Annotated in this window: 12 protein-coding genes; 11 read left to right on the plus strand and 1 reads right to left on the minus strand. The window is 37.1% G+C overall.

Going from position 1 to position 12,769, the window contains the following annotated elements:
- Nucleotides 1–60 precede the first annotated feature (60 nt).
- The 10 genes from recG to C231_RS0100215 all read left to right on the plus strand — a co-directional run bounded on the left by recG (nucleotide 61) and on the right by C231_RS0100215 (nucleotide 11,439).
- Nucleotides 61–2,097 carry an ATP-dependent DNA helicase RecG gene (gene recG / locus C231_RS0100170; protein ID WP_018658630.1) on the plus strand — a complete coding sequence of 679 codons (2,037 nt, stop codon included), beginning with the start codon at nucleotides 61–63 and terminating at the stop codon, nucleotides 2,095–2,097.
- A gap of 14 nt (nucleotides 2,098–2,111) precedes the next feature.
- Nucleotides 2,112–3,143 carry a phosphate acyltransferase PlsX gene (plsX, locus tag C231_RS0100175; RefSeq protein ID WP_018658631.1) on the plus strand — a complete coding sequence of 344 codons (1,032 nt, stop codon included), beginning with the start codon at nucleotides 2,112–2,114 and terminating at the stop codon, nucleotides 3,141–3,143.
- Between the two features lie 85 nt (nucleotides 3,144–3,228).
- Nucleotides 3,229–3,477 (plus strand): acyl carrier protein, encoded by a 249-nt coding sequence (acpP, locus tag C231_RS0100180; protein WP_018658632.1) that lies wholly within the window; start codon nucleotides 3,229–3,231, stop codon nucleotides 3,475–3,477.
- 209 nt (nucleotides 3,478–3,686) lie between these two features.
- Nucleotides 3,687–4,694, plus strand: a complete 1,008-nt coding sequence (locus tag C231_RS0100185) for an ABC transporter ATP-binding protein (protein WP_018658633.1) — start codon at nucleotides 3,687–3,689, stop codon at nucleotides 4,692–4,694.
- Nucleotides 4,694–5,671 (plus strand): ATP-binding cassette domain-containing protein, encoded by a 978-nt coding sequence (locus tag C231_RS0100190; RefSeq protein WP_018658634.1) that lies wholly within the window; start codon nucleotides 4,694–4,696, stop codon nucleotides 5,669–5,671. Before C231_RS0100185 ends, C231_RS0100190 begins: the two co-directional genes overlap by 1 nt.
- 1 nt (nucleotide 5,672) lies before the next feature.
- Nucleotides 5,673–6,635, plus strand: a complete 963-nt coding sequence (gene opp4B, locus C231_RS0100195) for an oligopeptide ABC transporter permease (protein WP_018658635.1) — start codon at nucleotides 5,673–5,675, stop codon at nucleotides 6,633–6,635.
- A 20-nt stretch (nucleotides 6,636–6,655) separates the two neighbouring features.
- Complete coding sequence (locus C231_RS0100200; RefSeq protein ID WP_018658636.1) at nucleotides 6,656–7,615, plus strand: ABC transporter permease; 960 nt, start codon at nucleotides 6,656–6,658, stop codon at nucleotides 7,613–7,615.
- Between the two features lie 23 nt (nucleotides 7,616–7,638).
- Nucleotides 7,639–9,447, plus strand: a complete 1,809-nt coding sequence (locus tag C231_RS0100205; protein WP_018658637.1) for an oligopeptide ABC transporter substrate-binding protein — start codon at nucleotides 7,639–7,641, stop codon at nucleotides 9,445–9,447.
- A gap of 126 nt (nucleotides 9,448–9,573) precedes the next feature.
- Entirely contained in the window at nucleotides 9,574–10,158 is a 585-nt protein-coding gene (locus C231_RS0100210; RefSeq protein ID WP_018658638.1) for a xanthine phosphoribosyltransferase, read from the plus strand.
- The gene (locus C231_RS0100215; protein ID WP_018658639.1) at nucleotides 10,159–11,439 is read left to right on the plus strand and encodes a nucleobase:cation symporter-2 family protein; all 1,281 of its coding nucleotides are present in this window, start codon (nucleotides 10,159–10,161) and stop codon (nucleotides 11,437–11,439) included.
- A 43-nt stretch (nucleotides 11,440–11,482) separates the two neighbouring features.
- Here C231_RS0100215 and C231_RS0100220 read toward each other — a convergent pair whose 3' ends face one another.
- A complete protein-coding gene (locus tag C231_RS0100220) occupies nucleotides 11,483–12,295 on the minus strand; it encodes a Cof-type HAD-IIB family hydrolase (protein ID WP_018658640.1) in 813 nt (270 codons plus the stop codon).
- 138 nt (nucleotides 12,296–12,433) lie between these two features.
- Here C231_RS0100220 and C231_RS0100225 point away from each other — a divergent pair, with 138 nt between their 5' ends.
- Nucleotides 12,434–12,757 carry a metal-sulfur cluster assembly factor gene (locus tag C231_RS0100225; protein ID WP_018658641.1) on the plus strand — a complete coding sequence of 108 codons (324 nt, stop codon included), beginning with the start codon at nucleotides 12,434–12,436 and terminating at the stop codon, nucleotides 12,755–12,757.
- The last annotated feature ends 12 nt before the right edge of the window (nucleotides 12,758–12,769 follow it).

A 12,769-nucleotide genomic window follows, 5' to 3' on the forward strand; every position in this document is an offset into this window, starting at 1 on the left:
CTTATAGGACAGACGGTCATTCGTTTGTCCTTTTTTAAAATTTAAGGAGGTGGTATAAGTATGCAATCGGTACTGACTCAATCTGTCGGTCGATTGAAAGGCGTAGGTCAAAAAAGAAAAGAAGCATTGAATCATCTAGGAATCTATTCTATTTTGGACTTACTTTTATACTTTCCATTTCGCTATGAAGACCTCTCTGTGAAAGATCTTCATGAAATTCAGGATCGACAAAAAATTGTACTGGAGGGGCTCATATTGAACTCTCCTATCGTTCAATATTTCGGTCGAAATAAAAGTCGACTGCTGACACACATTACGGTTGAAGGCATTGTAATTCCTATTGTTTTTTTTAATCAACCTTATTTGAAAGACAAACTGGAAAAGGGCAACACTTTAAAAGTTTTTGGGACGTGGGATAGTGCACGTGCTCAATTAAGTGGCATTAAAATAATCGGAAGTCATTCTAATGAAGAAAATTTTGAATCTATTTATCCTGCCTCAAAAGAAATAAAGTCGCAGACCATTGCGAAATTAATTAAGCAAGCATGGGATACGTATCATTTCGCTATTCCTGTTGTGTGGCCAGAGCATTTAAAGGTGGCATATCACCTACTCTCATTGAAAGAAATAATTGTAGGGATGCATTTTCCTAATCGCGATGAAGAATATGAATGGGCACGTCGAAGTTTTGCCTTTTTGGAACTTTTTGCCTATCAATTGAACATATTACAACTAAAGATGCGTCAAGAACAAGCTGGCCACGCTATTTTATATGATAATGAGGCATTAAAGCATTTTTTTGCGCAATTGCCATTTGAATTAACAGGTGCTCAAAAGCGTTGTGTAAATGAAATATGTGCAGATTTAAGACGGCCTCACCAAATGTATCGACTTCTTCAAGGAGATGTAGGCAGCGGAAAAACAGTAGTGTCTGCTGCAGCAATGTTTGCGGCATATACCGCCGGATTACAATCGGCTTTAATGGTGCCGACTGAAATTTTGGCGCAACAGCATTTTGAAACATTGAAAAAGATGTTTGCATCCTATCCTATACGTATTGCACTGCTTACGGGAAATACACCATCTAAGGAAAGAAAAAAGTATCTTGAACAATTAGAAACTGGTAAAATTGATATAGTTGTAGGAACTCATGCACTTATTCAAGAAGATGTTCATTTTTATCATCTAGGTTTTATTTTAATTGATGAACAGCATAGATTCGGTGTGGAACAACGGCGCGCTTTACGCAAAAAAGGCGACCATCCAGATATCTTATTTATGACAGCGACCCCTATTCCGAGAACATTATCAATTACAAGTTTTGGCGAAATGGATATTAGTTCGATTGATGAATTGCCACCGCAACGTAAAGCTGTTCGCACACATTGGATAAAACCTAGACAATTAAGAAGTCTTATGGAATGGTTAAATCCCCAAATCGAACAAGGTGCACAAATATACGTTATCAGTCCTCTAATAGAAGAAAGCGAACATTTAGAAGCGGAAACGCTTGACTCACTTTTTTTAGAATATCGCAGTCATTTGAAAGACACAATAAGAATTGAATGCTTGCATGGGCAAATGTCTGCTGATGATAAGCAATTGATTATGGAGCGCTTTAAAAATCATGAAATTGATGTATTGATTTCTACGACTGTAATTGAAGTCGGAGTAGATGTACCAAATGCGATCGGCATGGTGATTCATAATGCGGATCGTTTCGGGCTATCCCAGTTGCATCAATTAAGAGGAAGAGTTGGCAGAGGTGATAAAGCATCGTTTTGCATCTTAATTGCTGAGCCAAGGACGGAAGAAGGACGCCAACGTCTGGAAATAATGGTGGCAACTAATGATGGATTTGTTCTAAGCCAAAAAGACTTGCAAATGCGAGGACCTGGCGATTGGTTTGGAAAAAGTCAGTCAGGCAATATAGAATTTAAAGTGGCAGATTTAGTGAAAGATGCGGAAATAGTCGAAGTGACACGTCTTGAAGCTGAAAAAATCTACCAACAAAAAAATGAACAAGATTATAAGAAGTTAGAAGAATTTCTACAACTGATCAACAAACAGGAAAATAATTTGGACATATTGGATTAGTAAAGGAGCATAATATGAAAATTGCAATAGACGCAATGGGAGGCGACCGAGCCCCACAGGTGATTGTTGAAGGAGCTCAGGCAGTAGCGGAAGAGTATTCAGATGTAATATTTACACTTTATGGTGATCCTAATGAGATCAAAAAATATCTCACACAAAAATTAGATAATATTCAAATTATTGAAACAACCGAAGTGATAACAGGAGAAGATGACCCTGTTCGCTCTATTCGCAGAAAAGTTGATTCATCTTTAGTAAGAGCTGCCCGCGATGTTAAGGAAGGGTTGCAAGATGGATTATTTTCAGCTGGTAATACGGGCGCATTGTTAAGTGCTGGAACGTTGATTGTTGGCCGAATTCCAGGTGTATTTCGACCAGCATTAATGGTCAGTTTGCCTAACTTTGGCGAGTTAAAACGTCCTACGATTTTTTTAGATCTAGGGGCTAATTCGGAAACTAAGCCAGAATTCATTTCACAATTTGGAGTATTAGGGTCATTCTTTGCCAAAGCACTTCATAACGCAGTACGACCTTCTGTTGCACTCTTAAATAATGGAGCAGAAGAAGGAAAAGGAAATCAAATCACTAAAGAAGCTCATCAATTGTTAAAAGAAAATAAAGCCATTCATTTTGTGGGAAATATTGAAGCTCGTGATATGCTTCGTACTAATGTAGATGTTGTAGTGGCGGACGGTTTTGTGGGGAATGCAGTCTTAAAAGCGATGGAAGGCACTGCTTTAACGATGAGTTCTATTTTAAAAGAGGCCATTATCTCTTCAGGAATAAAAGGAAAAGTCGGCGGTCTTCTATTAAAAGACAGTTTGCGTTCTTTAAGGGATAGCACAGATTATTCAAAATTGGGCGGTGCTATTTTAATAGGTGTCAATGCTCCTGTAATGAAAACACATGGTGCAACAAATGCGGAAGCTGTATCAGGAACATTGAAGCAGATGATTACTATTTTGCATTCCAATATTATTAATGAATTAAAAGATTATTTTGTTAACGAAAGAAAAATTCAAGATGCTGAAAATGATAAAAAGTAGCATATATTTTAAAAATACTATACTATTAAAGCAAGCTCTAGAATCATAGAGACAGTGTCATAGCTAGCATATAGGAGGATTTCGAATGACAAATGAAGAAATATTTGAAAAAATTAAAGAAATACTCGTTGACCGCTTAGGGGTTGATGAAAGTCGAATTACTTTAGAAACGTCTTATACAGATGACTTAGGTGCTGATTCATTAGACTTGGTTGAACTTATTATGGAGTTGGAAGATGCTTTCGATAGTGAGATTTCAGATGAAGAAGCACAAAAGATTTCAACAATTGGAAAAACTGTAGAATTTATTCAAGAAAAGTTTGGCCGTCAATAAAAAAATAGGAAATGATATAATTTTAAGCAAAAATGAGAGTTTAATTAGAAAAAGCTTGCAAAAAATAAAAAAAGCTTTAAAATGAACTATAAACCACTACTCATTTTTAGTACAAGTAGTGGTCTTTATTTTAAATCTAATTCATAATAGTTAATGATTAGAAATAGTGATGCATCCTAATAATGATGGATGCGTAGGAGGTTTGAATAGTGGCGACCGATAACACTTTAATTGAAGTAAACAATCTAAATGTTGGTTTCCGCTTTGGAGACGAGTACTACAATGCAGTTGAAGATGTTTCCATAAGTTTAGCTAAGAATGAAATATTAGCAATTGTGGGAGAATCTGGTTGTGGGAAGTCGACATTAGCAACAGCAATTATTGGATTGCATGATCCACATAATACAAGAATTGAAGGCGAAATTTTATATAACGGTTTGGATTTAACGAAATTAAATGAAAAATTGTACAATCGTCTTCGTGGAAATGATATTAGTATGATTTTCCAAGATCCACTAGGTTCATTGAACCCAGTAATGACGATTTATAAACAAATTGAAGAATCGCTGATTTATCATACGAAGTTAAATGATAAAGAAAGATATGATCGGGTTTTAGAATTATTAAATCAGGTCGGTATTCCGAAACCAGAACGCGTTATGAAACAATATCCGCATGAGTTATCGGGTGGTATGAGACAGCGAGTTGTCATCGCAATTGCCTTGGCAAACAAACCGCCTGTCATTATTGCAGACGAACCTACAACTGCTTTGGATGTTACCATCCAAGCACAAATTCTGGACTTGATGAAAGATATTCAAGAAGAAACAGAATCAGGAATTATTTTAATTACACATGACTTGGGAGTTGTTGCAGAGACAGCAGATAGAGTAGCGGTTATGTATGCCGGTCAAATCGTTGAAGAAGCTCCTGTTGATGTTTTATTTACAGATCCTAAGCATCCATATACGCGCTCCCTTTTGAACTCTATTCCTAACGAATTGCATGAAGATGGTGAAGAGTTACACGTTATTCAAGGAACGGTGCCATCATTGCAGAATCTTCCACGAAAAGGGGATCGTTTCCGCGATCGTATTCCATGGATTCCTGATGAAGCATTTGATGAAGATCCTATCCTTCATGAAATTGCACCAGGCCATAAAGTGCGCGGAAATAGTTGGAAATATTTCCACTTTGAAGGGGAGGAGATGGAATAATGGAATTTTTAGAATTACAAAATATGAAAATCCATTTCCCAATTCGCGGTGGGATTTTTAATACGATTCAAGACTATGTTTATGCGGTTGATGGTGTAAATATGGTAATTGGAACAGGTAAGACATATGGACTTGTTGGAGAGTCAGGTTCTGGTAAAACTACAATTGGTAAAGGAATTATCGGTTTGGAACATGTTACCGGCGGAAAAGTTCTTTACGAAGGTGTTGACGTTACGAATAAAGCGCGAAGTCGTGCACAAGCGTATCGTGATTACAATAAAGACATTCAAATGATTTTCCAAGATTCAACATCCTCTTTGAACCCTAAAAAAAGAATCAAAGATGTTATTGCTGAACCTATGCGCAATTATTTTAATTATACGAAAGAAGAAGAATTGAATCGTGTCATTGAATTACTTGAAATTGTTGGACTAAATGAAAATGCGATTTATCGCTATCCTCATGAATTCTCAGGTGGGCAACGTCAGCGTATCGGTGTAGCGCGCGCGGTAGCAAGTGATCCGAAACTGATCATTGCAGATGAGCCGACCAGTGCTTTAGACTTATCGGTTCAAGCACAAGTCTTAAACTTTATGCAACGCATTCAAAAAGAATATGGATTAAGCTATCTATTTATTTCACATGACTTATCAGTCGTTAAGCATATGGCAGATGATATTGCGATCATGCACCGCGGTCGTTTTGTTGAGCAAGGATCAAAAGAACAAATCTTTAATAATCCACAACATATTTATACGAAGCGTCTATTATCTGCAATTCCTAAAATTGATCCGCTAAATCGAGAAGAACACATGGATGAACGTAGAAGAATTGAAGCAGCTTATCATGAACATCAAAAAGATTATTATGATGAAAATGGTCGCGTTTATGATTTAATGAAATTGTCAGATGATCATTATGCTGCCTTAAATCCAAATATTAGCGCAGAGCAATTAAATATAAAGGGGGATGCATAATATGTGGAAAACAGTAGTTAGACGTTTAATCATCATGATTCCCCAGATTATTTTATTAAGTATGTTAGTGTTTACTGTGGCACATTTCATGCCGGGGGATCCGTTCACTGGGATTATTGACCCGAACGTTGATGCGGCCCGCTTGGAAGAACTACGAAGAGCAGCGGGATATTATGATCCATTGCATGTTCAATACTTTAGATGGGTGGGAAATGCCCTTCAAGGAGACTTCGGAAGAAGTTTTGCACAAAAAGTTCCAGTTACGACGTTGATTGGAGCGCGTGCTATGAACTCTATTCGCTTAGGTATAGTGTCTACAGTCTTTACTTATGCTATTGCGCTTCCGTTCGGAATGCTTTCAGGACGTTATAACAATTCGTGGTTTGATCGTTTTGTTATGATTTACAACTATGTGAGCTATGCAATTCCAACATTTGTTTTAGCATTACTATTTATATATATATTTGGATACCAACTCCAGTGGTTCCCAACACGTGGTTCTGCAAGTCCTGTTATTCCTAAAGGCACAGCACCATATTATTGGGATATGTTCTACCGATTGTTACTTCCAGGATTTACGGCTGGAATTTTAGGTACAGCAACCACGACACAAACACTACGGAACGAAGTTATTGATGCTAAGACTCAAGACTACGTACGTACCGCTAGATCTAAAGGAGTTCCTGAAAATGTAATTTATAACAAGCACATTTTCAGAAATGCATTCTTACCGATTGCATCTTCAATTGGATTTATATTTTCTGGATTATTAAACGGTTCGGTTTTTATTGAAAGAATTTTTGCTTTCAATGGGATGGGGGACTTATTTATTACCTCTATTACCTCCCGAGATTATTCTGTTGTTATTACGCTTGTCTTATTTTATGGCGTAATCTCGATTATCGGATCATTAGTTTCAGATATTGTATTAAGTCTCGTGGATCCTCGAATCCGTATTGAATAACAAGGAAAAGGATGAAAAGTATGGCTATAAATAAACAAGAAGTTGTCGAGACAGCAGTCGACAGCACGGAAGTTTCAGCTCCTCCTATGGGATTCAGCGTAATCGTTCGTGAATTCAAAAAAGATAAAGTGGCATTAGGTGCTTTGATTATTCTTGTTGCAATTTTAGCGTTGTCTGCCATTTGGTCGATTCGTTTAGATTGGGAACGCGTTATGGAAGTCGATATCCTCAGTCACTTTAGATCGCCTGAACCTTTTAGTTTTGACAAGCTCATTGCAGCGTGGAATGGCGAAAAAACCTATATCATGGGTGGAGACGAATTCGGACGCGATGTATTCTTACAAATCTTTATTGCGACAGGTGTTTCTGTTTTGATTGCTTTTGCTGTAACAACAATTATTGCAGCAATCGGAATTACGCTAGGATTAATTTCAGGCTACTATGGCGGAAAAGTTGATAGTGCAATTATGCGCTTTAATGATTTTGTGATGACACTACCAGTAACAATGATTATTATTGCATTTTTGGTAGTTGTAGCAGATCAGAGTGTGTGGACATTTATCTTTATTATGAGTATTTTCTCATGGACAGGTTATGCTCGAATTGTTCGTAGTAAAGCACTTAGCGAAGGACGTTTAGACTATATCAGTGCTTCAAAAACAATGAGTACACCAACATATAAAATTATATTAAATGAAATGTTACCAAACTTGTCTTCTTTAATTACAGTCCAATTGATTTTATCATATGCTGCAAATATTGGCTTAGAGACAGGGCTTACTTTCTTAGGGTTCGGACTTCCGGACGGCACTCCAAGTTTAGGACGTATGGTATCTGCAGCGAATACGCCATATAACTTGGAATTTAGACCTTGGGTTTGGCTGCCTGCATCAACCGTTATCCTCGTGTTGATGTTGTGCATAAACTATGTCGGTCAAGCATTAAAACGCTCGATTGACGCAAAACAAAGATTAGGATAATTTTAGAAAAAGGGGGATTTCTTATGTCATTTAAGAAGAAGTTTAGTTTAATTGCTACCGCAGCATCTGCAGCTTTGCTATTAGCGGCTTGTGGCGGTGGAGATTCTGACAAGAAAGGTTCAGGATCAAACGATAAATTTGTAGAGTTTGTTGAGAATGAAGGGAAACCTATTGACGGAGAGAAAACACTTCGCATAGGTATGGTATCTGATGCAGCTTTCCCAGGAATTTTCAGTTGGGAATTGTATTCATTCCAACTTGACAACCAATTGATGGCTTATAATATGGGGAATATTTTTGCTGAAGACGAAAACTATCAATATAACCAAGAATTTGTTGATGGTGCACTCGGTAAATTATCTTATGATAAAGACCGTAACGTTGCGACAGTTACACTTCAAAAAGGTGCGAAGTGGCAAGGAAACGATGAAGTTGAGCCAGAAGAAGTTACAGTAGATGATATTGTTTTTGCTTATGAAATCATCTGTGACCCAGAATATGATGGTGTACGTTATGGTGATAACTTTGAAAAAGTTAAAGGTGTAGAAGAATATCATAATGGTGAAGCAGATTCTATCTCAGGACTTGTTGCAGTGGATGATTACAACTTAGAAATTCACTTCAAAGAACCTGTAGGATTCCAAGTATATCAAGCTGGTGGACTTGTTTGGGGATATGCGGCACCTCGTCACTACTTAGGAGATATTCCAGTGACTGAATTGCAAGAACATGAAAGAGTTCGTGAACATCCAATTGGATTTGGTCCATTCCAAGTTAACAAAATGGTTCCTGGTGAATCTGTAGAGTATGTTGCGAACAAAGACTACTTTGGTGGTGCACCAAAAATTGACAAAATTGTTGTTGAACGTGTCCCAACCTCAGGTATCGTAGCAGCTCTTCAAGCAGGAGAATTTGATTTAACATTAAACTTCCCAAGTACCCAATATGAAGCAATTAAAGATGGTCTTGATGGTTATACTATTTTAGGAACAACTGAAGGCTCATATGAATATCTTGCTTTTAAATTAGGTAAATGGAATGCTGAAACTGGTATGAACGAATATGATCCTAATTCAAAAATGGCTAACTTGAACTTGCGTCAAGCAATGGCCTATTCTTTAGATATTGATCAAGTGGGTGAACGTTTCTATCAAGGACTTCGTTTCCGTGCAACAAGCCATATTGTTCCAGTCTTTGGAGATTATATGAACAAAGAGCTTAAAGGTTATCCATATGATCCGGAAAAAGCTAAAGAATTACTTGATGAAGCAGGTTATAAAGATGTTGATGGTGACGGATTCCGTGAAGATCCAGATGGAAATGAATTAGTCATCAACTACATGGCACGTGCAAACTCTGATGCAGCAGAACCTATTGCCAAATACTACCTACAAGCATGGGAAGCTGTAGGACTTAATGTTCAATTAGTAGATGGACGCTTACATGAAGTAAACACATTCTATGACCGTGTTCAAGCGGACGATCCTAAGATTGATGTTCATGAAGGCGGCTGGGGTGTAGGAAGTGATCCAACTCCTACAAACCTTTATGGAGAAAAAGCAGCATTTAACTTCTCACGTTTTGTTGATGAGAAAAACACTGAATTCTTCAAGAAAATGTCATCTGTAGAAGCATTAGATGAAAAAACACGTTATGAAATCTTCCATGAATGGCAAGAATACTTCTTATATGATGTAGCACCTGTTATTCCAACAATTTGGAGAACAGAGTTACAGCTTGTAAGCAACCGTGTATCTGCTTGGGCACATGATTCAAAAGCAGGAAAAGACTTACACAAATATGGTCTTCATGTCGTTGATATTGTAGAATAATTTCATGAAGAACCTAGACTTTTAAAAGTCTAGGTTCTTTTTTTGTTTATTTTAAATACGAATAATAACTTGATTTATAAACAAAATGTTCGTATAATTCATATATCTTATGAAAGGAATGATACTGTGAGTTATTTAAAAGAGCGAATTATCCAGGATGGTATAGTAATTAATGAGAATATATTGAAAGTCGATTCTTTTTTGAATCATCAAATTGATCCGAAAGTAATGCGCGAAGTGAGTAAACAATTTGTAGAATATTTTGGCAATAAAGGTGTCACAAAAATTTTGACCATTGAAGCAAGCGGTATCGCACCTGCGATTTGGGTGGCGAGTGATTTGGGAGTTCCAATGCTTTTTGCTAAAAAAACAGAACCTTCCACTTTGAAATCAGAAGATTTGTATGCAACAGAAGTTCATAGTTTTACGAAAAATAAAACAAGTCGCGTTATCGTATCCAAAAAATATCTAAAATCTGAGGATAAAGTTCTTATTATTGATGATTTCCTAGCAAATGGCGAAGCATCATTGGGATTAATGGATCTAGTAAAACAATCCGGTGCTGAAGTTGTAGGTGTTGGCATTTGTATCGAAAAATCCTTTCAGTCTGGACGTGAAAAATTAGAACAGGCAGGTGCTGATATTTATTCGATTTGTCGTATTAAATCATTAGCTAATCAAACGGTAGAATTCGTGGAGGATGAAGAATAATTGAATAAACTTGCTTGGAATGAGATGAAAAAAGGTCAGAATATTGCGCTCAGTATTCAACATTTACTTGCTATGTATGCGGGTGCTGTAGTCGTTCCGATTATTATTGCAGATGCATGGGGATTGCCACCTGAAGCAACGGCTTATATGGTTGCCGCAGATATTGTAATTTGTGCAATTACGACTTTTTTACAAATTTATGATGGAAGATATGTGGGAATTGGTTTGCCTGTTGTGATGGCAAGTACTTTTACAGGAGTTGGACCACTGATAAAAATCGGATTAGAGCATAATGTTGCGACAGCATTTGGTAGTGTCTTTGCTGCGGGAGTTATCATGTTAATATTGGCTCCAGTTTTTGCAAAGTTGAATCGATTATTTCCACCACTTGTAACGGGAATTGTTGTGATGTTAATCGGGATTACCTTAATGCCTGTCGCTATTAATAACTTAGCAGGTGGTGTAGGTTCTACTTCTTATGGTAGTTTGAAAGTTTTAGGAATTGGTTTTTTAACATTTTTAATTATTTTATTTATTTATAAATTTACACGTGGATTTGTTCAATCTGTTGCGACACTTATTGGATTGGTTATCGGTACAATTGTAGCATCGTTATTTGGTATGGTGGACTTGTCAGCTGTTTCCGGTGCACCTTTATTTCAAGTGCCAATGCCTCTGTCAGTGGCCGCGTTAGAATTTGATTTTGGCAGCATTTTGAGTTTGACAGTTGTTGGTATTGTGACATTTATTGAAGCGACAGGTAATTATTTTGGGTTATTGGAAGGCGATGAGAAATTATCAGAAGCTGATTTAAGAAAAGGGTATCGTTCTGCAAGTATCGGATATCTTCTAGCAGGAATCTTTAATACGACACCACAGACAGCTTTTTCACAAAACTTAGGAGTGATAAAGGTTTCGGGCGTACGTAAACGTGAAGTCATTATGAATTTGATTATTTTAATGGCACTGATGGGCTTTATTCCGAAGTTGGGTGTATTTGCAACGGCTGTCCCAGCACCAGTATTAGGTGGAGCGATGATTTTTCTATTTGGAAATGTATTTGCATATGGCGTGAGTGTATTAGGTTCTATGGGACTTTCTGGTGATGATATGACCATTATTGCATCAGCGATTACTGTTGGCTTGGGTGTAACCGTTGTACCCGAAGCTTTCTTACAATTACCTAGTGGATTGTCATGGATTACAAGTAGTGGAATTGTTGCAGGAAGTATCACAGCCGTCTTATTGAATGTCTTTTTTAATGGAATACAAAATAAATAAAAATAAAAACTTGCGGATTCAATTGAATCCGCAAGTTTTTTTATTATAAATTGAAATATTCTGCTAAATAACGCGCGACACCTTGTTCGGCATTGGTGAATGGGGTCTGGTCATCTGCGATTTTTTTGATTGGCATAATAGCATTGGCCATTGCGACACCATGTCCTGCATATTGAATCATTTCATAATCGTTATCTTCATCGCCGAAAGCTAAAATGTCTTGGCGTGGAATGCGATAATATTCGGCAATTCTTTCAACCCCCATTGCTTTTTGAACGCCCGCTTGAACAAGTTCCAAGCAAGGGGCAAATCCCCCCCATGTTCTTACCTCGACTTTGTTGTCGACAAGGGATAGAATTCTATCTTTTATAAGATTGTGTGCATGATCATTATGCGTGAAGATACTAACAGAAATTGGATCTTCATTTAAAGATTGTTCATCAAAGGGTTGGGCATTTTCATTTTGTGAATTAAAAAATTCTGGATAAGGAATGAAATCACGATCCATATATACAGCATCAATTGTTTCTGCTGCAATCATTTTTACATGTTCAAATTCATTCATCTGCAACATACTGAGTGCAATATGCTTGTCTAATGTCTGCTTATAGGATGCATCCCATTGATGATCATGGGGATGATGGCATAGTGCACCATTAAAATTTACCATAGGGGTATTGAGCTGGAGCTGGCGATAAAATCGCTGACTATTACGATAAGAGCGTCCAGTTACAATACAAATGAGATGTCCTTTTTTAGCAACTTCCGTAAAAACTTCTTCTGTATACTTTCCGATTTCAGATTCATTATTTAATGTTGTGCCGTCAAGATCGATAGCAATTAATTTTTTGTTCATATGATGCACCTTTCTGTTTCGTCCTTTATATTATAGCAAATTGAAATGGAATGTTAAACAGGGAGAAAAATAGGCTGGGATTTAAAGTTTTTGAGTTTTTTAGTATGATAGTAGTAGAACACATAAGGGGAATATAAGATGAGCGAAGTAGAAAATATAAGTTTAAAAGAGAAGGTTATGGGGGCACTAAAGGAAGTCATTGATCCCGAGTTGCACATTGACATTGTGAACTTGGGACTCGTTTATGACGTAGAAATTTCTGAAGAAAGAAAATGCACCATTACAGTGACATTAACGACTATTGGGTGTCCATTAGCTGATATAATTTTTGAAGAAATAAAAAAAACCATCATGCCGATTGAAGGAATAGATGAAGTAGATGTAAAACTTGTGTGGTATCCACCGTGGGATCCTTCAAAGATGTCGCGCTATGCTCGTATTGCACTTGGAATTAGATGGTAAAGGAGGGTATGA

This window comes from Allofustis seminis DSM 15817 (genome assembly GCF_000374325.1).
GTDB classification, from domain to species: Bacteria; Bacillota; Bacilli; order Lactobacillales; family Carnobacteriaceae_A; genus Allofustis; species Allofustis seminis.